This window comes from Candidatus Omnitrophota bacterium, from assembly GCA_040755155.1.
In the GTDB taxonomy this organism is placed as follows: Bacteria; Hinthialibacterota; Hinthialibacteria; order Hinthialibacterales; family Hinthialibacteraceae; genus JBFMBP01.
Window position 1 is genome coordinate 1 of record JBFMBP010000122.1, and the last position, 23,199, is coordinate 23,199.

The following is a 23,199-nucleotide window of genomic DNA, read 5'->3' on the forward strand; positions in this document are numbered from 1 at the left end:
TTGAGGTTCTTGCAAAAATGGTATAATTTTCTTTTCAATTCTCCCCCCAAGCTTGGGGGGAGTTAGAGGGGGGTTGATTTTGTTAGACTTATCTCAACCCCCTAACCTCCCCCAAGCTTGGGGGAGGAATAATATAGTTTTGCAAGAGGCTCATTTTTTTAATCGATAAATTCGTATAACCATATCCGCTCGAGGAAACGTCTTCTCCCACATCTTCTCGAATTCCGTTAATTGAGGAACCAATTCGGCGTACTCGTTCGTTCCCGCAAAAAGCGCTTTGTAATTGGGAATCTTTTCGGGAGCGGTGGATTGAATGGCGACGATCTTATTGGCGCGAAGCAGAAATAGCCGATGGCGCAAATCCTTGATCCGTTGTTCGGGGGATATCCATTGAACGGAGTCCACCGATTCGAAGAGATAGAGATAATCCCAATTTTTCCCCCCCATTCCATCCGCCTGAATTTTATTCAGCCCCGCGATGAGATAAAAACTGATAGCAGGAGGGTGCAAAATGTCGTGCGCCGCTAGAAAAGCGATGTGATCGGCGGGAGCGATGCGATCGGCGATCGAGCGCATGGGAGCAAGATGAATATCGCTTTGGGAAACATGCGGCTTCTTCATCTCTCCATATTGATAAAGAACGCATGACCCAGCGATGATCGCAGTAATCCCAACCGCTGCCCGCCCCATCCATAGTTTTTGTTTCGCCCATAGGAGGAGAACGGCGCAGATAGCCTCACCCGTGAGAACAAAAAAGAATCCCATTGGAATGAAGATGAAGCGGATATCCTTCATAGGATGAAAAACGGCGGCGAGAAAGTGGATCAACAATCCAGCGGCGAAAGGATTTCCCAGACGCAATCGCGGCGAAAGGATCGCGCCCGCCGCGACCACGCCCAGGCAAAGGAAAAACAACGCCGGAATGGGGAAATAGGCGAAGGGAATCAGGCGGGGGTAATGCCAAAAGCTCGATAACCTAAGCGGCGCGCGGGCGGCGGGGTTGTTGAGCGCAAAGCCGATCAAGCCTTCCATCTTGTGGGAAAAGTCCGGGATAAGCCATAAAACGAACAACGCAATAGGCAGACCGAATAATAAAGCGTCCGCTTTCGTCGCTAGCCGTCTAATGTGAAATCCAACTTGCGCCGTCCGGGTCAGCGTAACGGCGGCGAAAGTCAAAACGGCGAAATTGTATTTGAAAAAAAATAGTAGAGCCATTATGAATCCGGCGGCCGCCGCTCGGCGTATAGTCAAAGGCTTCTCTTGCGGAATCAACGCCAACATAGAAGCGGATAGAAACAAACCGGGCAATTCGCTCATGATCCCCGCCGCTTGCTGGATCGCCAGAGGAGAGCAAGTAAAAAGCCCCCACGCCGCCGCGCCCGCTGCCAGTTTGAAAATCGACGCCTCGTCCTGCGATTGCCGCCGCAACGATTCCCCGCCGAGGATATAAAAGAAAATCAGCAGCGGCGTCCCCGCATAAGCGCACAGCGAGATCAGACGCGCCGCCGCCAAGGAGGGGCCGAAAAGGAGAAAAAGTCCTCCCGCAATCCACGAATGCAGAAAAGGCCAAACTACCTGCTCGTGAGTATGAAGCCAGAATTGAAGGATATCGCCATGCCGCAGGTCGCGCCATATATTCGCTCCCCAGGCGCAGCGTTCGAAGCCGTCCCAAGACGCCATACCCCCATGCCGGATGGAATAACAATATATCCAAAAGGCCAGGAGAAATGTCCAGACGGTTATTCCCGCCGCCGCCCAGCGAAGGCGATTGCATGAATTGCGGATCATGAATTTTCCAACCTTGGACGGCGCGTCTCCGCCGTCCGAGCATTTAAATCGCTTTTTCCCCGAATTCTACTGGTTGTATGGCATTCTCTCATGTTACATTATCCAGCGAAAGAACGTTACGCTAAATGCAAAGTCGTTTTTGCGTCCGGTTTGTATTGGGGGGAAAGAAAAGCGGCGTTAAACTACGTCTAAAATCGAGGGAGAGGATAAAAATGAGCATCGAAGAACGAACCGAGAAATTCCGCAACGATTTTATTCGCCTTCGCGATGAGATCGGCAAAGTAATCGTGGGCGCCGAGGAGATCGTCGACGGAGCGTTGATCTGCCTTTTCGCCGGGGGGCATGCGCTGTTGGAAGGCGTACCCGGATTGGGGAAAACTTTGCTAGTGCGGACGATGTCGCAAGCGCTGGATTTGAAATTTTCCCGCATCCAGTTCACGCCGGACCTGATGCCCGCCGATATCATCGGCACTAACGTTATCGATCAGGGCGAAGATGGACGGCGGAATTTTCGCTTCGAAGCGGGACCGGTCTTCGCCAACGTCGTTCTGGCCGACGAAATCAACCGCGCCACCCCGAAAACCCAATCCGCGCTTTTGGAAGCCATGCAGGAGCATCGAGTAACGGCGGGAGGTAAGACGTATACGCTGGAAGAGCCATTCGCCGTACTCGCAACGCAAAATCCCTTGGAAATGGAAGGAACCTATCCGCTGCCCGAAGCTCAGCTGGACCGGTTTCTGTTGAAACTGAGCGTCGAGTATCCCTCGCGGGAAGAACTGACGGAAGTGTTGATCCGCACGACGGATAAACTGGATCCCGCGCCCCAGCGGATCATGACCGGCGAGCAGGTGAATGAGATGCGCGCCCTTTGCCGCGAGGTGCCTATCGCCTCCCACGTTCGCGATTACGCCGTACGCTGCGTTTTGGCGACGCATCCCGGCGGCGAATTCGCAACGGATATGACCAATCGTTTCGTCCGCTACGGCTCCAGCCCGCGGGGCGCGCAAGCGTTGATTCTTTCCGGCAAGATCAAGGCGCTTTTGGATGGGCGTTATAACGTCAGCTTCGACGATATCCGCTCGTCGGTAAAACCAGCTCTCCGCCATCGCCTCATCCTCAATTTCGAAGGCGAAGCGGAAGGATTGACCAGCGACCGGCTATTGGATGACCTCCTCGAAAAAGTAGAATCGGTGCATAAACCGGCGTTAGCTTAAAAAAACGAAAGCGACAAGGAGACAAGTCCCCCTGTAGGGCGGGCTAAAAGCGAAGCGTAGCCAGAGGCGACTCTCATAGGAAAGAGCGAATCAATGCCGGGTTATTTCATTACGGTCGAGGGAATCGAAGGCGCCGGGAAGACGACCATCGTCAAGCGGTTGACTAATCTCTTGCAAGAGATGGGGCATCCCTGCGTCAGCTGCCGGGAGCCGGGGGGAACGGAAGCGGCGGAATTGATCCGCAACCTTTTGCTTGACGCCTCGATTCCGCTCTATCCCGAAACGGAATTGCTGTTGATGGAAGCGGCGCGCGCCCAGCTGATGCGGGAAATCGTATTGCCCTCTCTGGAAGCGGGGAAGATCGTCTTGCTGGATCGGCATGGCGATTCCACGCTCGCCTATCAAGGATTCGGACGGGGTTTGGAAGCGGATTCCATTCTTTGGCTGAACCGGTTCGCGGCGAACAGGCGCTCTCCCGACTTGACGCTGCTTTTGGATGTCGATGTTCGCATGGGTTTGGCGCGGACCCGAAAACGCAATTCGCCCTCCGCCGCTTCCGACCGCTTCGAGTCGGAAACGATCGAATTCTTGGAACGGGCGCGCCAAGGTTTTTTAAGCATGGCGAGAAATGAGCCGGAACGGTTTTGCGTCGTTTCTACTAATGTAGGAGAGGAAGAGATGTGGGCGCAGACCGAGCGCGCCGTTTTGGATCGGCTTCAAAACTTGGGAGTCGTTGCAAAGGGCCTATAGTTTTTCAACCCAATTATCCTTGAACGTCAACAGAATCGCCCAATCCTTCTACAGAGGCTGTCACGGCTTGCGCCGATTGTTGAACCGTGTTGGTTGCTTGTTGTTTGACCAATTCTTGCGCCTGTCCCATTACTTTTGTAAGCAACAGGCCCATCAAAGATTGAGCGTTTAACGCTTGGGATAATGCGCTGATGTTCATATCCATACTCATTTTCTTAAACCCCGCTTTCGGAGTTTTTCCCGTTTCCATTATCGGCATATACTCCCCAAAACTTAACATTCAGTATGGAACATTTTTTTACTTTTCCCAGCGGAGTAGGCAGGATAGCAAGGATAAAGTGTATTTCTACCCTTGAAACACCCCTTATTTTTTATCATTCATCGAGCCTCTTGCAAAATTCCATTATTCCTCCCCCAAACCTGGGGGAGGTTAGGAGGGGGTTGTCTTAAGTCTATTAAAATCAACCCCCCTCTAACTCCCCCCAATCTTGGGGGGAGAATTAAAAAGCGGATTTTATGAATTTTGCATGAGCCTCATTCATCATTTAAAAAAAGTTTTTCTCCGTGAAATCCAATATCATCCGTGAAATCCGTGATTCGAAAATTTCGTGGGATTCGAGCCTTTTCGTGGATTCGTGATTCAAAAACGCGGAATGGCGGGGTGGCAAAGGCAAGGTTTTTTCTGCCCTTGCGATAACCAGACGCGTTTTAGATGGAAAAGTCAAATTAAGGAACGATTTTTCGCTCAACAATATTGAAAGAAACCGTTATAATGGATTAAACAATAGTATAGCTGAGAATTTTTCCACTGATGCGAAGGAAAGCATCGCGAAATCGTTCTCCAGCCGATACGAAGAGAGTAGGAAGCGCCGCGCTAAGAGCGATGAGAAATCCAAGTTGGAAGATATTGTCGATCGGTTGCCTGGAAATGAATCTTTTCTGGGGCGAGATGGCGCCGGTTCGGGAATCGTCGTGCACTTCGATGTTGATCGAAGCTGGTTCGCGGCGCATTATCGTAGATCCAGGATTGGATTCAACGGATCGTTTCCAGACCGTTCTGGACCGCCGGTCCGGGTATAAGCCGGAGGATATCGATACTGTTTTTCTCACGCATTTTCATAAAAATCACCGGCGTTCGCTTTGGCTGTTCAAATCTTCGGTTTGGCTGATGTCCCGCGCCGAAATCCGCTGGTGGATGAAGCGGGAGGATGCGGCGGATGAGGATAAAGATTTTCTCGCCCGCATCGTTCCTTTTGAAGAGCATACGCTTCCCGGCCTCCAAATGTTGGCGACGCCAGGCCATACGCACGGTTCGGCCTCGTTGATGTTCGAAACGCGGGAGGGGATGGTCGTCGCGGCGGGTGACGCCATTTTGACCTTCGACCATTTCGACGCCCGCGAACCGGCCGCTGAGGCGGAAGACCCCAAAGAAGCGCGCCGCTCCATCGACCGCATCGCCAAGATCGCCGACGTCGTCGTCCCCGGCCACGATAATTATTTCGTCATCTAACTCGCGGTTTCTTCCATCCGTTTTTTCCTCTGCAATAGGAGAAACATTGTGAAGGAATCGCGGGGCTTCCACTCATCTTTTTTATTCAAAACGTTATAAGATGTTATTGCCGCTTTTTCTTGAACAAGAATGAGACGAATGCGTCGAGAGCGATTCTCCGCTTTGAACGATAATCCATGAAAACAAAGCCCAATCTTCTCATCGTCTGGCACGCCGCCCTCTTTCCTTCTTACCGCAAGCCCTTTTGGCTTTTGCAGCAGGATTATGGATGGAACGTCCATTTGCTGACGTCGAAAAGCTGGCGCCAGGCGCTTCCGGAATACACCCGCTTCCAGAAAGCGCCGGAGGAACCGATTTCGCTGCATATCCATCGCGCCTGGTTCAAATTTCACGGCGCTTTTCACGTTCTGCCCGCCTTTCCTTGGATTTTTCACCGCATCCAACCCGACGCCGTCTTCGCGATAGAGGAGCCTTTTTCCTTCATGGGGTGGCTCTGCGCATATTGGACCCAACGGCGCATCCCCCGGATTCCCCTGATTCTTTATTCGTATCAAGACATCTACAAGCGCTATCCTCCTCCTTTTCAATGGATGGAAAATTACGTCTTTCGCCATGCCGATCGCATAATGGTTTCCAGCGCTCTCGGCGGGATGGTCTTGCAGCAGAAGGCATATCGGGGCTTATGGGACGTTCTGCCCACCGCCGTCAACTTGGAGCGTTTCACCTATCGCAGGCCGCATTTTCAAAATCCACTTTTTACGCTGGGCTATGTTGGCCGCTTAACGGAAGAAAAGGGCATTGAAGATTTGCTATGGTCGTTAGTCGACCTGGACGACGCCGTACGGCTGCGGCTGGTGGGCGATGGACCCGCTCGCCATCGCCTTGAAGTGCGCGCCAGGGAATTGGGCGTCCGCGAGCGGATCGCGTTCATCAATCCGGTTTCCCACGAAGACCTTCCGGCGCTCTATCACGATTTCGACGCCTTGGTTCTGCCTTCCCGCACAACGCCATGCTGGCGGGAGCAATTCGGGCGCGTTTTGGTGGAAGCGATGGCCTGCGGCGTTCCCGTCATCGGCTCCGACAGCGGAGCGATTCCGGAAGTGATCGGCGACGCGGGATTGATCTTCCCCGAAGGGAACAGCGCAGCGTTGGAGGATAAAATCCTCCTGCTGCTGCGCGATCAAAAACTGCGGGCGGATTTATCCCTGCGGGGCCGCGTGCGGGTGGAGCATCAATATTCGGCGGAATGCGTCGCCCGGCGGTTGCATCAACACTTGAGCGAGGTTTGCGCCCATGCGCGTCCTGCTTAACGCCCTTTCCATAACCAACCGCAGCGGCACGGGGCGCTACGCCTGGGGATTGATTCATGGATTCGTTCAAAATCGTTTCGCCGATCTCGACCTGCATGTTCTCGTTCCCTCGGATTTCCTTCCCCCCGAACGCTGGCGCAACGCCGAGGGCGTCAATTTTATCTCCATTCCAATTCGCTCGGCGGGCCAGCGCTTTTTTTGGGAACAATGGCGTTTGCCCAATCTTGTAAATCATATCCAACCGGATGTACTTCATTCCCCCGCGTTTTTAGCGCCATTCTTAAGAAAGATAAACGCCGCCCAAATAGTAACCATCCATGACATGGCGTTTCGGACATACCGCCAAACGATTCCCTTATGGCGTCGGCTTTTTTACAGCTGGGCGATTCCGGCCTCGATGCGGCGCGCGAGTATTGTCATTACGGATTCCCGCGCCATAGCGCAGGAACTATCGACATCCCCGCGGCCATTGCCGCGCCTGCGCGTCATTCCAATTCACCTGGGTGTGGATCGGGAAACCTTTCATCCCAATCCGCAACCGCAGGATGCAGCAGTGGCGAGGAGTTACGGTCTGGAATCCCCCTACATCCTCGCCGTAGGAACGATGGAGCCGAGAAAAAATCTATCCATGCTCGCCGAGGCGCATTCCCTTGCTCAAAATAGCGGATTGAAAGCGGAATTGGTCTTAGCGGGGCGCTATGGATGGATGGTGGATGCGGAACGCTTCCGCCGCCCCGGCGTTCGTCTGATCGGTTATGTTCCCGATGATTCCCTTCCCGCTCTCTACCGCTGCGCCGTTGCGTTAGCCGCTCCTTCATGGTATGAAGGATTTGACCTGCCCGCGCAGGAAGCGTTGGCTTGCGGGACATCCGTGATCGCTTCCGATATTCCCGTTCACCGGGAAACAATGAACGATGGCGTGCTCTTTGCGCCGCCGAACGATCGGGAAGCATGGGCTAAGGGATTATGCGCCGTTGAGAAGACGAGCAAGCCTACCCGCCTCTCTCCGATTCGCGGCTGGGACGAGACGGCGCGGGAAACCCGTAAAGTCTATGAAGACGCCATGGCGTAGGCGGAAAGGTTCGTAACTCAAGTTATGCACTTTCATTTCCTCGCCCTCTGGGAGAGGATTAAGGTGAGGGGATATTATCTTAATGCGATCATTCCTCAGCCAACTTCTCCATTTACTCTTAAGAATTCTAAACGGCAAATTCAAAGTATGTGACATTACGGCTTTCGCACGCCAAAATCCCTGATGCTGTGAATGGCTTTCGCATCGTCTCCTACCAATTCCGCAATCAATTGATACTTTCCTTCTTGATTTGGAAAAGGAATAGAAAATGTAAGTTTTTTCTGACCGAGCGGATCCACTTCGCATACTTGCGATTGTTCGCCGATATATTCATCTCCGCGTTTGATTTGCAGGCGTACGATTCCCTGCCATTCGTCATAGAGATCGTTGATAACGGAAATGGAAACATCCTTCTTATCGCCGGGCAAAACGCTTTCATCCCAAAAATCAATCATCAAACCAACGGGCGCAAAGGCGTCCTTGACGTATTTCAGAAAATACGGCTCCCACTTCAGTTTCTCGATATCAATGAAATTGTCGCTGGTCGCCCCCGCTACTGGCCGTTCGATTCCTCCCGGACGCGAGTAGCCCAATCCGCAGAAATGCATAACGGCGGCGCAGGCGCGATGACCCCGCCAGAATTCCGTCTTGGCGGCTAAAAGCCGGGCGTAGATTTCGCGGCGTTGCTCCGCCGTGGAATCGGGACCGAGAAGATTCTGGTAGACTTTGCGCGTTAAACTGGTTTCGGAACCGTCGCGATTAAGCCACAACCAGCCGTACTCGTTCAAAATAATGGCGTTCGAATGCTCTTTTTGATTGTCGCGCACCGATGGTTTTCCCGTCATCTTCGCCAGTTCGCTCATGCGAAACGGCTTGTTTTGAAAATGATCGCTGATGAAGAAATAGGGATGGCATTCCAGCGAATCGCCGGGGGCCTGCGGCGTTCCCCAACCGTTGTCCCAAGGCCGTTGCGATAGGTCCAAATGGCGTACGGCGTTGAGCGCCTTTCCCGTCTCTTCGGTCACGGATTCGTTTTGCGCGTCCCAAACGACGACGCAAGGGTGATTCCAACGCTCTTGCATCCATTCCGTATATTCCTTCGCAATCGCTTCACTCTTCAATTCTTGCGACCATTCGCTCAAAGACCATATCGGAAATTCGTCTTGAATCAGAAAGCCGGTTTCGTCGGCGATGTCATACCAGAATTCGGGCGGAAATCCAATGCAATAGCGAATGGAATTCCAATGCATGCCTTGGAATTTTTCGTGCAGTTTTTTCACCCACTCCTTGCGCCAAGGAAGATCGCCGCGCGCCGCATCTTCAAAGAAACGGTAAATGCAAACGTTCGTCCCGCGCATGAAATAGGGCTTGCCATTCAAAATGGCGCGTCCCGTTTGCGGATCGAAACGGAACGAACGCATTCCAAAGCGCGTCTTCATCGAATCGTGGCCGGAATTCAATTCCAATTCGTAGAGAAAAGGCTCTTCGGGAGACCATAGGCGGGCATTTTCCAGCGGAATGCGAAAATCGATCGCGCCTTGCCCATTCGCATCCAAGCGCTGTTTCGGCGATTCACCCGACGCCGCCAGCTGGCCGCTCTGCGCTTCGCGAATGGCGTACGTCAAAGAGATATCCAGCGCCGGCCCCTTATTTTCCACAACGGCTTGAACTCGAACCGACTTCGACTCGATATCGGGCGCAGTCTGAACGCGCACGATATAGGGCGTTCCCGACAAAATCAATTCGACCGAATCGTAAATTCCAGGAATATATTTGTATTTTTCGAAATCCCAGCCATTAGGCATGGATTTGGGAACCGAATCCAAATAGGCGCCGACGCGGATGATTAAATCGTTCTGCGCACCATTTCCTTTGAGCAACTTGCGAACGTCCAAATAGGCGGGAGTGAAGCAGGGAAGATGCTCGCCGGCGAATTCGCCGTTCAAATATACTTTGGTTCCAAACATGGCTTTATGAATCTTCAATATCGCCGTCGCGGGAATTTCGCCATCAATGCGAAAAGAACGATGATGCCAAAACGCTTCGCGGCGGGCGCTCTTCACGCCCACCTCGAAAAAATCGGGAGAGCTCTTATCTACAAGTCCAGGAACGGGAACCCGATAAGGAAATTGTTCGGGAATGGCGTCGAGGCCGCCTTCGGCTATATCCCAGATTCCGTCCAAGTTTACAATCTGCCGCAGAGCGCCATCCGCATGAGAGAAAGGGGATATAAAAATCGTTATAGAAAAGGTTAGGGGCAAAAGTAAAACAAATCGAAATTTTGGAATCGGCTTCATTTTCATTTACCTGTTTATGAAAGTGGTTATGATTATATCCTGCTAAAGGATCGCTTATTATATTTCCATTTATCAAGAAAGAACATGCGATGTTGCGCTTGAGTTTTGCTTTTATTATTTTGAGTTTTTCATTGAATTCGGCTTTCAGCGGCGACTACCGGGCGGCCATATTTGACGAACCGGAACTCCCTGTTGAAGGACAGGCTACTCCCGCGAAGACTTTCATAGACGTTTTCGCCGAGGAGGGCGTCGCGTCGGACGTCCTCAACGCCGATCGTTTGTCCGATGCAGGTTTGTTCAACGCCGAACGATATCAACTTATAGTTGTCCCCACCGGCGCTTCTTTTCCTTTGAGCGCGAAAGATTCTCTCCTCGCATTCTTGCGGCAGGGCGGAGATATGCTTTGCTGCGGCGGCTATGCTTTCGATGCGCTATGGATGCGCGAAAACGGACAATGGATCTCTTATAAAACCTATTGGGAACAACAACTGGAGCGGGCGCGCGATCCCCAATTCTCCCTTGTTCCAAACGGCGGCTTCGAAGAGCGGCGCAGCGGCTGGACGGCCTCGAATCCGGCGGATTGCAGGATTTCTGAAGACAGCCCCTATTCCGGCCGCTATTGCGCTCAAGTAATCAACGCCGCCACGGGGGGCGGGGCGCGTTGGGAAAAAGAACTGTCCGTCAAACCGGGCGAAAATTACTTGATTGGCGCTCAGGTTAGAACCGGGGATTTTCAAGGAACGGGATACGGATATTTGGCCGTATATCAATACGGCGCGAATGGAAATTTATTGCAATTCGTCGATTTCGCCCAGTTCTGGCGAGCGCAGGATTGGCGGCGCCATGAGAAATTGTTGACCGTCGACCGCAGAGCCGTCAAAGTTATGTTTTACGGCGGTCTTTATCAAGCGACGGGAACGCTGTGGTTTGACGATGTTACATGCGCGCCCATGGCGAAGGAAGAAAAAATCAACGCCCATTACGGCAATCCCCAAGACGGCTTAATCGTCGATGCTTCTCAATTGACGTTATACAGTCCCGATCAGTTATTCGCGGGCGCGACATTGAAAGCGTCGCCCTATCTGGCGGAATTGGGAGATTGGTCTTCTCCCGGCGAAACGAGCGGCTTCGAAGCGACGGCGCAGTTGCGGCATAACGCCCGATGGATTCCTTGGATCATGGTTCAAGACGAGCGAGGCCATGACGCGGGCGCTGCGGGCGCGTTTGTCGAGCATTATGCTGGGCCTTATTTTCGTTCCCGCTGGGCGTTGTTTGGAGCGACGAACCGCGACCTATTCGCTGGAGCGCAAGGGCGGCGTTTATTGGCCGCCACCCTTCATCGATTGCGCGCTGGAACGATGATTCAATCATTAGCATCGGATTATGCGCTCTATCGCCAAGGAGAGAGGGCTTCCATTCAAGTCAAAATTCATAATATCTCCAACCAGCCGATTCAGGCGTCATGCCAGTTGTCGTTTTCCGCGCCGGACGCCGAACTTGATCCCGCCGCGTTTTCATCAGACATTCGCTCCGTCTCCCTGCCGAGGAACTCTTCGCAGACGCTGGATTATTCTTTGACGATTCCCGAATCGGCGCCCGATTTCGTGACGATCAAAGCGACAGTGAAGGAAGAAAATGGCTTCCAGGATTGGATGGAATCCGGCTTTTGCGTTGCCAGCGAAAAGACCATGCAAAAAGGAACGCGCATCCGTTTTCGCGATAACGCTTTCGAAATTGCATCGGCGGAAGCTTCGCCGCGCCGGGCTTATATATGGGGAACGGATACTTACGGCAATATGTTCCAATCTCCCTCCCAATCGCCGTTGACATGGTTTCGCGATATGCAAACGATGCGGGACAACGGATTGCACATGTTCGAAAATTTGCAATTCATCGCCCCGCAATACCAATATTCGAAGACGCAATGGCGGCAGATGGATGGCATTATCCAACTATCCCAACGCGTTGGATTGCCTTATATGGCGGGTCTGTTGATCGGCCAGAACGTCGTCGTCGATGACGCCGTTTTGAATCAGCAAGCGGAAATGTGCCGCCAATTCGCCGCGCGTTATCGCCAAGTCCCCGGTTTGATTTATTACTTGAACGGCGATTTCCAATTGCAACTGAAAGACTCGCCCGATATCCGGCGGTTATGGAACGATTTTCTGCGCCAGCGATACGAGAACGACGACGCATTACGCCAAGTGTGGGGCCGACAGTCATCAAGCGCCATGCTAGAGAATATTCCCGTTGCCGATCACGCCGCGCAATCATGGTACGACGTAAAGGCGAAAGACCTGAACGAATTTAAAGCGCAGCTGATGAAGCGTTGGATTGGCGCGCTCTGCCAGGCGATTCGAAAAGAAGACGGCGAGCATCCCATCACCAGCGAATATTATCAACGCCCCTATTCGGGCATCGATCTGCGTCTGACGATGGACGGAATGGATGCAGCCAATTTCGGCTATTTCGACCGTCCGGCCATCGACATCGCCCGGCTGATGGCAACAATCAAATGGAACGACATGCGCCTCTACGGCAAAACCGTCAACATCGGCGAATTCGGCGTGAAAACGCACGACGCCTGGACGGTGGAGCGCGGAGGAACGCATTATCATATCCGCCGCACTCCCGCAGAGCAGTTGCGCTTGTTTTGGTGGGTAGCTCATGCGGCGTTGTCGCTGGGCGCAACCAAAATCCAAAACTGGTGTTGGAGCGATGATGCAGACTCCATTTTCCCGTGGGGTATCGCTTGGAGAAACCCCTCGCGCCCCAAACCGGCGGCCTTGCTGTATCGCAACCTTCGCTTGTTGGCGGAGCAAATGCCGCCGGAATATGCGCCCGCCGATATCGTCTTCATGATGCCGGACCATTGGCGGCTGGGCGCGCCGGAAAATACCGCCCATACCTCCTTGCTCAACGCCTTGGAATGTCTCCTAGCCGCCAATTCGCCTTACGACGTAATCGACGAATCGCAACTCTCCCGCCTGGCGTCGCGCCCGCCGCGTTTGTTAATCGCGCCATTGGCTTACGCTCTTGCGGATGAAACTGTTCGGGAATTGATCCAATTGGCCGAGAAAGGCGCCCGCGTTTATCTCTCCGGCGATCCCAGCGTTAATCCTTTAGGACGCAGAGAAGCGCAGAGGTTAGAAGATATATGCGGCGTTCGTTATGAAGGCGTTTCGGATCACGCGTCGGGACTGCCCTTCGTCCGCGTAACGCCAACGCGAGCGAAGCTGGTGGAAAATCTCGCGGGCTTGTCCCTATACCGATGCCAACGGGGATCGGGCGAAGTCTTCTTCACGCCGGAACCATGGGAAACCTTCCCCGGCAAGGATTTGTTCGTAGCGGAACCAGAAATCACGGCCTCGACCCGCGCCAATCTTTATTTAAGTTTACTACCCTTAGCGGGAATCGAAACGCCGTTGACGATTCATGCCTCTGCGGGAGTATGGCGCAGTGTAGCAACGCCCAGCGGCGAACATCGTTGGATCTCTCTTTTCCCGCGCTCGGTCATCGAGGGAAAAGTCTCCGTCGAAGCCGCCTTCGCGCAACATCGCTTGCGCTGCGATTTTCAAGAAGCCATTCCGGCGGGCGTCTTAATGGATAAAGAAAGCCAATTACTAGCGGCGTCGGGAAGCGGCGCTCTTTTCATTGATTCCATGCGCATAATCCAAGGCGGCGGACCATGGATCGTTATGAGTTTGGATAAACAATCCATCGCGCAATCGCAATCCTTATTAATTAGTTCCATCGAAAAAGGCCGAATATGGTGGTCGAGCCAAGCCTCCGGTTTGTCGGTCTGGGCCATTCATTGGAATGAAGGAAAAATCGTCAGCATTGCGCTTCCCTCGCCCCAATCCGCCGATGGAGGATGGGCCATCGGCGCGCAGCCTAACGAATTATATTTAGTCGCATCCGAAATCAACCAGCCGATTCAATTGGAACGTCTGCAAAGATGGTTCGACGAATCGCCGGATTCCTCTAACGTTAAAGGATGGCGTTCGAATGAATAAGTCATATTACGGAAGAAGAAGAGGCAGCAGCCGCGCGCATATCCGGTCATCTTCCATTACCATTGAAGTCTGCGCAAATTCGGTGGAATCGGCCCAGGCGGCGCAGCGGGGCGGCGCTCATCGCGTCGAACTCTGTTCGGGCATCGCGGAAGGAGGAATCACTCCTAGCGCCGGCGTCATCGAATGGGCCAGAAAACGCCTCGCCATCGATTTATATGTCTTAATCCGCCCGCGCGGAGGCGATTTTTGTTATTCGGAAATGGAGTTCGAAATTCTGAAAAGGGACATTGCCATCGCTAAACAGTTGGGCGCCGATGGCGTAGTAATCGGAATTCTCGAAAAGGATGGCCATGTCGACAAGGAGCGTTGCCGCGAGGCGATTCATTTGGCGCGTCCGCTGAAAGTGACTTTTCATCGAGCATTCGATATGGCCGCCGATCCTTTCCAGGCGTTGGAAGATATTATCGAATTGAAATGCGATCGATTGTTGACATCCGGCCAGGAGAACAGCGCCGTAGAAGGCGCGGATATGATTTCTCAATTGGCGCAGCAAGCGAAAGGCCGCCTTTCCATCATGGCCGGAAGCGGCGTCAACGAAGATAACATCGAAGAGTTATATCAGAAAACGCGCATTAAAGAATTTCACGTTTCCGGACGCCAGCGAATCGATAGCGCTATGACCCATCGCAATCCCAAAATCGCAATGGGAGGCCATCCGGCGCTTTCGGAATACGAAATCCTAATGACGGACGAAAACCGCATCCGTCGAGTCGTCGAAGCGGCGTCTCATTTTGAAGATGCGGAGATAGGTCATTCCCCCAAGTAAAACAGGCGTCTCGCCTATTGTGAGAAACGTAGGGTGAGTGGAAAGCGCCGTAGGGTGGGCTCAAAGCGAAGCGTAGCCCACCAATATCCACTGCTCAAAACCTGTTTTTCTCCAACCAGTCCTTATAGTCCGAATAGAGCCGCGTCGATTCGGGATGCCCTGCGAAAGCTTTAGAGCCGGGCTTGTTCATCATCCCTTGATATTGATAGACGAGAATTTTGTCCACATAAGGAGAAAGCGCGGTCAGTTGCCCCTCGATGCGCGAGAAGGGCGCCGGGATCAAATTGCTTTTGTAGGTCTCGCCTTCGAATGTGAAGATTTCCATATCGGCCCATAATGCTCGCTGCGGGACGCGGTCGTGAGCCTTGCGCATCCGTTCAAAAATCGAATCCAGTTCGTCCACGCGGGTTTTGCGTACGCCGACTTCGTCCTGATAGGCGACGATATCCACATCCATTTGTTCCAACTGCTTGACGAAACGATCGTCGGTTTTGGCGAAGCGGGTTCCATAAGGCGCAATCAGGATTTTGGCTTTCGGCGTCAACTTCCGCGCTTCGGCGCTGCATTCGTTGCAATAATGGATGAATTCGTCGGCGTAGTAGGGATTGATGGAGGCTTCGTTCGGCCAATACCAGCCGTAGAAACATTGATGATGGCCATAGCGCTCCACGATCTCTTCCATGGCCTGCAAGCGTTTCTTCACGCCTTCGGGACCGGCGAGCGTTCCAATTTTTTCGTCGAAGAAGCCGCTGCTGACGAAGAATTGGATCCGGCGCTCGTCCGCCGCCGACAGCGCCGCTTCCAAGGGATCGGCGCAACCCATTTTCCAGAGAGGAATATGTTTCGACGCATAAAACGCTTTCCCATCTTGCGCGACGGATAGGAGAACCAAATATTCCAGGCCGATTTCGGCGATTTCCGCGATTTTGTCTTTCCATTGCTCGCAGGTAAAAGCGGCGCAGGCCGGGTCCCAATATCCGCCTTCCCACGTCCAGCAATGTTGAAACTCGAACCAGCTGCCCCGGATCGGTTGAAGTTTCTTCTTGCTTTTCTCTTCCGTTGCGGCGAACGATATAGCGGGCTTTGCGATTCCCAAACTCCCCGCCGCCGTTTGCAGAAACCCTCTCCGATCTATTGAATTCGGTTGCATGGGAAGATCTTCTCCTAGTAGATGTGGATAGTTCGCCGTAAAATCCGCGCCGAATTCGGATTTACATTGCGGCCTTGCAACCAATGATATACATAGGCCTGTTTTATTGGCAAGTCTATTGCGCAAAGATCGATTCGGTTTTCAACATAAATTCGTTATCTTATTTATGGCGCGAAATAAAAAGAAAAACTCGAAAAAAAGGAGCCTCTTGCAAAATTCCATTATTCCTCCCCCATGCTTGGGGGAGGTTAGGATGGGGTTGTCTTAAGTCTATTAAAATCAACCCCCCTCTAACTCCCTCCCATCTTGGGGGGAGAATTAAATAGCGGATTTTATGAATTTTGCAAGAGTCTCAAAGAAAAACACAATTGGCGCAAGGGATCGCGCCATGAGAGGTTTTTTTCCATGCAATCAAAAGAATCCGCGATATCCGCGATTCGAAAATTTCGCGACCCCTGTTCCTACCCATACGGCGAATCGATGGAATTACAAACGGGCGAATTGCTCGTATAATAAAATAATCCGCCAATGATTATTGGACGAAATAATGGGCATGGCGCTAAGCCTTTTTCTTTTATCGCTAGGATGGCAAGGAGATGGACGGCTTTCCGTTTCCGATCGAATCGGAGAGCTGGCCCAATGCCGCGTGGTTTCTCCCCCCCTTTCCTCTTGGCCCGATTCGCTGGAACCCGCGCCGGCAAAGATATTTCCCCGTTCGTTCTCGCAAAAGCAGGCGGACGCCCCTGCAATGGCGTCGAACCCGAAGGAAAACTCCTGGTATCAGGACGCGGGAGTGCACGTCATCGCCGCGTGCGGCGTGGTATTGATTTGCTTTTGGATCGGTATTCTGACGAATCGCCATTTGGCGCTGGAGCATCTGATCGAAGAACGGACGTCGGAATTGAAGAAGGCTTACAATATCAATTTGAAATACCAGGAAGAACTCCATTGGATCGCCACGGAACTCAGCGCTTCGGAGGAACGGATCCAGCGGCGGATCGGCCAGGATTTGCATGACGGGTTGGGACAGAATCTCACCGGCATCGGAATGTTGATGAAGTCGTTGCAGCGAAAACTGGCGGCCAAATCGCTTCCGGAAGCGGACGAAATGGACCGGCTGATGCGCCATCTGAGCGATACGATTCAAAAAACCCGCGATCTGGCGAAAGTTCTTTGCCCCGTCTCGCTGGAAAAACAAGGCCTTATCATGGCTTTGCAAGAGCTCGCGGAAGAGATGCGGGAACTGTATGAAATTCCCTGCCGTTTTCAATGGAATCCGTCCGTGGAATTCCATAATCCGGATTTCTCTTTACATCTGTACCGGATTGCGCAAGAAGCGTTGAATAACGCCGTGAAACATAGCCAGGCGACCAGCCTGGATATGGTTCTGGAAATTGACGGCGGCCGTTATTATCTTTTGATTCGCGATAATGGCGAGGGAATTGGCGCGCGTGCGGCGCATACGGAAGGCATGGGCGTGAAACTGATGTTTTACCGGGCGAATCTGATCAAAGGATCGCTGGAAGTGACGAATCGTCCGGAAGGGGGAACGGATGTTCGATGTTATTTCAAAGATAGCGCGCCCAAATCCAGCCCAGACGATTTTTAATGGGAAAGGTAATCAGGAGGTTCCTCGATGAAACCGGCGAAAGTGTTAATCGTTGACGATCATCCCATTGTCCGCGAAGGCTTGAAGCAATTGATACAACAGGACGAAGCGCTGGAGGTCTGCGGAGAAGCGGAAGACTGCGTCGCCGCCTTGGAATTGATCCAATCCACTCGGCCTGACGTCGCCGTAATCGATTTGTCGTTGAAAAAAAGCAGCGGCATGGATTTGCTGAAATCGGCCAAGAAAATGGCGCCGGAGATGAAAATTCTGGTTTTGTCCATGTACAACGAGTCCGTCTACGCCGAACGAGTGCTTCGCGCGGGCGCCAACGGCTACCTCATGAAGCATCAAGCTATGACCAACATCTTGGACGGCATTCACCGCATCATGAACCGGGAAATCTGCGTCAGCGAGAATATCGCCAAAAAAATCCTGCATGAATTCGCGCAACAACCTTCCTCTCCATCGGACAACGTTTCTGAAATTCTCAGCGATAGGGAACTGGAAGTTTTTGCCCTGTATGGCCAAGGCTTGAAAACGCGAGACATCGCCGATCGGTTGATTGTCAGTGTAAAAACCATCGAATCCCACCGGGAGCATATCATCCAGAAACTCCATTTGAAAAATTCCGCCGAATTGGTCTGCAAAGCAGTAGAATTTGTTTTAACCGAACAAAAACCCTCTGAATAACGCCGCCCTGCCTTTGGATTCTTGTCTATAAATTCCCCCGCCCTCTGGGCTGGGCGCCAAGGGTAAGGTTGTTTCTGCCCTTGAGACCGTAGGATGGGTCGCGTTTTTTGACCCATCAATTTTTCATCATTCATCATTCATCATTCCAAATTTATCGGGGATTCTACCATAAGAAAATTGGATAATTGCCTGATAGCAAGCCCCCTCAAAACTCTTTAGAATTCTACTGTTCTTGAATAGACGTCATTTCTATGGAAATGCGAGGTGGAAATATATGAAGAAAGTATGGCGTAAAAAGATTGTGGGGCTGCTTGCTTTTTTCCTGTTGGGAATGTTGTCCGGCGCCGCCGTTATGGCGCAGACCTATGCGGAAAGCGTTCTCGCCGACCATCCCATCTCCTACTGGCCATTCAACAATGACTTGGCGGATGCGCAGGGCGCCGTGAATTTGAGTCCGGCGGCCTCTCCTACTTTCATCGATGGTCCAGGCAGCGGCAACAAAGCTTACTCCTCCAGCAGCGGAAAAGCCTGGGCGGCGGCCTTCGGAACGGTGGATTTGAATGGTCTGGAGGATTTTTCCTACGAAATGTGGATCAATTTGAAGGGGGACAATGAAGGGAAATATATCTTGCAGCGCATCGGCTTGACCAATGCGGGCGAAACCGGCGGCGGCGAAAACTCGCTGATCTACCAGAATGGACAAGTAACTTTCGTGGGCCGCAGCGGCGAATTGCGCGAACCAGCCGCTTTCGCATTGCCCAACAAAACCGATCAATGGCGCCACTTGGTTCTTGCGTATAAGTATATGGACGCCATCCTCGTCTTCTACTTGGATGGTAAAGAAGCTTTCCGGTCGGAGAGCGCGTTGCTGGAGCCAATTTTCGGCGGCAATTCCGACGAATTGTATATCGGCGCGACACGCGTAAATCCCGAAGGCCGCGTATTCGACGGCGGCATCGATGAGGTGGCGATTTACGGCAAAACCTTAACGGCGGATCAGGTTGCCGCTCATTACAACGCCGCCTTCCCCGGCGCCTACGCCTCCGCCGTCAAGGCGGATCAGCCGATTTCCTATTGGCGCTTCGAAGACGATTTCAAGGACGCGGCGGGGCCGTACGACTTAATTCCCAGCGGCGTGCAGTTCGTCGCCGGTCCGCAGGGAGGCAATAACAAGGCGCTCTTCGGCCGCATCGTTTCGTTGCAAGCGCAGGCGCTGTATAACATGGACGCCTTTACCTACGAATTATGGTTCAATCCGATCAACCTCAGCGCCCAGTCCTATATTCTCTTTCGTAATCCCGGCAGCGCCCAGCACGCCGTAATTTACGCTTATAAGCCAAATAAGTTGGAATTCTTCTTCCTCCGAAATAGCGAGCGTCCGGCCGTCGATATTCCCAATCAAACCGACAAATGGTACTACTGCGTCGTCGTCAACGATCCCTCCAAACCGGAATTCCGCATTTATATCGATGGGCAGCTGGCGGCGAAGACGGCCAATTACGCCGTAGCGGGAACGGGCAACATGGTCGTCATCGGCGGCTCCGATCAGGGCGACAACTTCAACGGCTACATCGACGAGGTGGCGATTTACGATTACGTCCTTCCCGATGAACGGATTGCGGCGCATTTCAATTCGCCCATCGTTCCCGCAGGCGCGAATGACTGGTCCCTTTACTGAGCTGGATGTTTCGAGGCCGGATTATTGGGATGGCTTGGATGAAGACGAAGCATGGGGTCTCCTCCCCCGCCTCATGCTTCGTCTCATTCTCCGAGAGCGTTTCAGGATTGAGAAAACAGGTTTCTCCGTTTTATTGAAATACCCTCTCCGTCCAAAAGGATTAGGGTGTGGGCTGTTGAAATTCCCTCTCCGTCCGGAAGGATTAGGGTGTGAGCTGTTGAAATTCCCTCGCCCTCCGGGAGAGGGTTAGGGTGAGGGGAAATTCTTCAACGTTTTAGCATCTATTCAAACCGGAATGGCTCTATTAACAGGAATGCCATCACTATTGAATGTTTGAGGATTAGAAGAAATGATAACAAGAAAAGGTTTTACTCTCATCGAATTGTTGATCGTCGTGGCTATTATCGGAATATTGGCGGCGATCGCCGTTCCCAACTTTTTAAACGCGCGCACTCGCGCATTAGTAGCGCGCTGCTATTCCGATATGCGCGCCATTAGCATGGCCTTCGATATGTACAATCTCGATAACAACGCGTTTCCCTTTTTCGGCGGAACGAAATGGAATTCGAATATCATCTTCCCGCATCTGACGACGCCTGTCGCTTATATGAGCGCGATTCCGCTCGATCCCTTCGTCGTCAAGGACGATCCCCAGCGCCCGGCGGATCATGGCCATTATTATCCCACTTGGAATGTGTATGAGGTGGTTAAAGCGGGATGGTCGTGGGGCGGGCCGCCGGTGGTCAATGCCGTGAAATCCGGCGCGCGCATGTTGTCCGTCAGTTCCGGCCCGGATAAGAAAGAAGATATCGCCTCGCAAGCCACGGGACTTTTCGCCTATAAAGCCAGCAACGGCTTGATTTCGGGAGGCGACATCTACCGGTTCACTCCCGGCTCCCAAGGGGATTCCGACTGATGCCAAGATTTCCCTCGCCCTCTGGGAGAGGGTTAGGGTGAGGGTATTATAAGTCTATTAATATCAACCCTCGCCTAACCTCTCCCCATCTTGGGAGAGGAAATGAAAAGCGACAATCTCAATGCAGATTGAAATGAGACGGGCGATTCTTCGCAGGGCGGCCTATTCATCCGCAGGAGGAAAAGCAAATATGCTCCAAAAATGGCGAACGGCGTTATCGGCCTTTGTTTTGGGATTGATCTCAATTTCTGCTTATGCGGATAAGACGCTTTTCTTTTGTTGCAACGAAACGAACGACCTCTATCGCGTCGTTGGCGCGAAAGGAGAAACATGGCCTCGCTTCGACGATCCAATGGACGCCGCCGACGCCGCCCCGCCAGGGGCGGCGGTTCTTGTCCTTGCTGATGGATATCCTAATGAAACTGTGAAAATCGAGCCGGAATTTTGGGAGAAGGCGCACGAGAAGAATCTGAAAATATTCGCCGAGTATCCCGCTTCCGTCCCCGGATGGAAATGGGACGCGCCGCGGACTACGAAATGGGAACGGGGCGTAGTGGCTTCGGATATATTTGGTAAAACATTGCTTCCCATGCGGATTTTGGCGATTCACGATTGCCATTATCTCCCAGTTCAAGCGCAGAATCCCGCCCTCGTCGTCGCCAAAGTCGCAGGATTCGACCAGGCGGTTTTTGGTCTTCCCAAGGAAACCTATCCTCTTCTCTTCTTCGATTCGAAGCATCGAGCCTGGATCGCAACGACAAAGCTAAGCCAGTTCGTCGCCGCCCGTTATGCGCCCTACGGCGCCTGGCGGACGATATGGAGCGCGATACTTACGATATTAGGCGGCGCCGGCGCAATCCCCACCCTCGAATGGATTCCCGATGTCCGGCCAACCTATGCCCGGACGGAACCAATCCCCGCCGACGCGGAGCAACAGGCTTTGCGCCGTGGGGCGGAATGGTATGTGCGCTCGCGGCTGCTGGTTCATCCCTCGGATGAGAAAGCCATCAAGGATTATTTGGAAAAAGGATACGCAACGCAAAAAGAATACGCGGCGGGGTGGATGGATTTCGAAGCGCGTCCCTTGCCTCCGCCGGATCAACCGGTCGGCGACGGCTCGCATGGAATTTTGGAAGGCTACAGCTCGAGAATTTTTACTAACGGCGGCCAGGCTCAGCGCCTGATCCGGCGCAGCGATTGCATAGCGGAATCGGCGATGGGACTGGCGTTTGGCGGAACAATGGATTCTCCCCCACAATCCGATTTGTCTTCCATTGCTAAAAATCTTCTCGATTACCTCTACTTCGATTCCATCGCCCAGCAAGGCGTGCGCGCCGATCCCAAACATCCCGCCTTTGGCTTAGTCGCATGGGGCATTACCAATTGGGCATGGGAAAGAGCCTTTTACGGCGACGATAACGCCCGGATGCTCTTGGCGACGATGGCCTCCGCCGCCTTGTTGAAGACGGACCGCTGGGATGAGCCGATTCTCAAGTGCATCTTGGCAAATTTACGCACCGCTGGCCGCTTGGGATTCCGTCACGACCGCATCGATCTTCCCGATTTGGAAAATAACGGCTGGCGTCATTATTACGAACAATCGACAGTCAGTTACGCCCCCCATTATCAATCCTATTTATGGGCGTGCTATTTATGGGCTTATGACAAAACCGGTTATGAGCCATTTTATCGCATGGCGGAAAACGCCATTCGCATGACGATGGAAGCCTATCCCGGTCAATGGCGCTGGACCAACGGCATCCAACAGGAACGGGCGCGTATGTTGCTTCCCCTCTCCTGGCTGATCCGCGTAAAGGATTCGCCCGAGCATCGGGCTTGGCTGAAAAAAATGGCGGACGATCTTTTAGCGCTCCAGGACGAATCGGGCGCCATCCGCGAAGAAATCGGGGAGTTGTCGCAAGGCTCCTGCCGTCCGCCGCAATCCAACGAAGAATACGGCGTCAACGAAACGCCGCTGCTGCAAGAAAATGGCGATCCGGTCTGCGACATGCTTTATACGTCCAACTTCGCTTTCTTAGGTTTGGTGGAAGCGGCGAAGGCTGCGCAAGAGCCGCTTTATCGAAATGCCTGCGGCCGGCTGGCGCAGTTTTTATCTCGCATCCAAATCCGATCCGAAAAGCATCCCGAATTGGAAGGAGCTTGGTTCCGCGCTTTCGATTTCCAACGCTGGGAATATTGGGCCAGCAACGCCGACGCCGGCTGGGGCGCCTGGTCCATCGAAACCGGTTGGACGCAAGGATGGATTGCCGCCGGATTCGGCATGAGAACGAGAGACGTATCCTTATGGGATTTGACAAAAGAAAGCCAAGCCGGAAAATCCTTCAACAAATTATTCCCACTCTTCTTCCCAGA

16 protein-coding genes are annotated in these 23,199 nt (G+C 52.8%); 12 read left to right on the top strand and 4 right to left on the bottom strand.

Annotation, left to right across the window (positions count from 1 at the left end; translation table 11 throughout):
- Positions 1–150 precede the first annotated feature (150 nt).
- On the bottom strand, positions 151–1,788 hold the full coding sequence (locus tag AB1656_18010) for a hypothetical protein (protein ID MEW6237282.1): 1,638 nt from the start codon (positions 1,786–1,788) through the stop codon (positions 151–153).
- Positions 1,789–2,000: 212 nt separating this feature from the next.
- Between AB1656_18010 and AB1656_18015 the strand changes: the two genes are divergently transcribed.
- Positions 2,001–3,002, top strand: coding sequence for a MoxR family ATPase (locus tag AB1656_18015; protein ID MEW6237283.1), 1,002 nt, complete (start codon positions 2,001–2,003; stop codon positions 3,000–3,002).
- A gap of 93 nt (positions 3,003–3,095) precedes the next feature.
- Entirely contained in the window at positions 3,096–3,752 is a 657-nt protein-coding gene (tmk, locus tag AB1656_18020; GenBank protein ID MEW6237284.1) for a dTMP kinase, read from the top strand.
- Between the two features lie 13 nt (positions 3,753–3,765).
- Here tmk and AB1656_18025 read toward each other — a convergent pair whose 3' ends face one another.
- Positions 3,766–4,002: a hypothetical protein gene (locus AB1656_18025; GenBank protein ID MEW6237285.1), complete on the bottom strand. Its 237-nt coding sequence runs from the start codon at positions 4,000–4,002 to the stop codon at positions 3,766–3,768.
- A gap of 633 nt (positions 4,003–4,635) precedes the next feature.
- On the opposite strand from AB1656_18025, the gene AB1656_18030 reads away from it, so the two are divergent.
- The 3 genes from AB1656_18030 to AB1656_18040 all read left to right on the top strand — a co-directional run bounded on the left by AB1656_18030 (position 4,636) and on the right by AB1656_18040 (position 7,644).
- A complete protein-coding gene (locus AB1656_18030) occupies positions 4,636–5,262 on the top strand; it encodes an MBL fold metallo-hydrolase (protein MEW6237286.1) in 627 nt (208 codons plus the stop codon).
- A gap of 176 nt (positions 5,263–5,438) precedes the next feature.
- Positions 5,439–6,572 carry a glycosyltransferase family 4 protein gene (locus AB1656_18035; GenBank protein ID MEW6237287.1) on the top strand — a complete coding sequence of 378 codons (1,134 nt, stop codon included), beginning with the start codon at positions 5,439–5,441 and terminating at the stop codon, positions 6,570–6,572.
- A complete protein-coding gene (locus AB1656_18040) occupies positions 6,556–7,644 on the top strand; it encodes a glycosyltransferase family 1 protein (GenBank protein MEW6237288.1) in 1,089 nt (362 codons plus the stop codon). The genes AB1656_18035 and AB1656_18040 overlap by 17 nt, the downstream gene beginning before the upstream one ends.
- Before the next feature lie 155 nt (positions 7,645–7,799).
- Here the strand turns inward: AB1656_18040 and AB1656_18045 are convergent, their stop codons facing one another.
- Positions 7,800–9,827, bottom strand: coding sequence for a glycoside hydrolase family 2 TIM barrel-domain containing protein (locus AB1656_18045; GenBank protein MEW6237289.1), 2,028 nt, complete (start codon positions 9,825–9,827; stop codon positions 7,800–7,802).
- Positions 9,828–10,072: 245 nt separating this feature from the next.
- Between AB1656_18045 and AB1656_18050 the strand changes: the two genes are divergently transcribed.
- The gene (locus AB1656_18050; protein MEW6237290.1) at positions 10,073–13,957 is read left to right on the top strand and encodes a beta-galactosidase; all 3,885 of its coding nucleotides are present in this window, start codon (positions 10,073–10,075) and stop codon (positions 13,955–13,957) included.
- Positions 13,950–14,783, top strand: coding sequence for a copper homeostasis protein CutC (locus AB1656_18055; protein MEW6237291.1), 834 nt, complete (start codon positions 13,950–13,952; stop codon positions 14,781–14,783). Before AB1656_18050 ends, AB1656_18055 begins: the two co-directional genes overlap by 8 nt.
- A 94-nt stretch (positions 14,784–14,877) precedes the next feature.
- Here AB1656_18055 and AB1656_18060 read toward each other — a convergent pair whose 3' ends face one another.
- Positions 14,878–15,933 (bottom strand): DUF4434 domain-containing protein, encoded by a 1,056-nt coding sequence (locus tag AB1656_18060; protein ID MEW6237292.1) that lies wholly within the window; start codon positions 15,931–15,933, stop codon positions 14,878–14,880.
- Positions 15,934–16,486: 553 nt separating this feature from the next.
- On the opposite strand from AB1656_18060, the gene AB1656_18065 reads away from it, so the two are divergent.
- The 5 genes from AB1656_18065 to AB1656_18085 form a co-directional block, all read left to right on the top strand.
- The gene (locus tag AB1656_18065) at positions 16,487–17,542 is read left to right on the top strand and encodes a sensor histidine kinase (GenBank protein ID MEW6237293.1); all 1,056 of its coding nucleotides are present in this window, start codon (positions 16,487–16,489) and stop codon (positions 17,540–17,542) included.
- Positions 17,543–17,569: 27 nt separating this feature from the next.
- The gene (locus AB1656_18070) at positions 17,570–18,232 is read left to right on the top strand and encodes a response regulator transcription factor (protein ID MEW6237294.1); all 663 of its coding nucleotides are present in this window, start codon (positions 17,570–17,572) and stop codon (positions 18,230–18,232) included.
- A 274-nt stretch (positions 18,233–18,506) separates the two neighbouring features.
- Positions 18,507–19,910, top strand: a complete 1,404-nt coding sequence (locus AB1656_18075) for a LamG domain-containing protein (protein ID MEW6237295.1) — start codon at positions 18,507–18,509, stop codon at positions 19,908–19,910.
- Between the two features lie 349 nt (positions 19,911–20,259).
- Positions 20,260–20,826 (top strand): prepilin-type N-terminal cleavage/methylation domain-containing protein, encoded by a 567-nt coding sequence (locus tag AB1656_18080; protein MEW6237296.1) that lies wholly within the window; start codon positions 20,260–20,262, stop codon positions 20,824–20,826.
- Between the two features lie 190 nt (positions 20,827–21,016).
- Positions 21,017–23,199, top strand: a 2,183-nt coding sequence (locus AB1656_18085) for a hypothetical protein (protein ID MEW6237297.1), incomplete at its 3' end; no start/stop codon positions are given.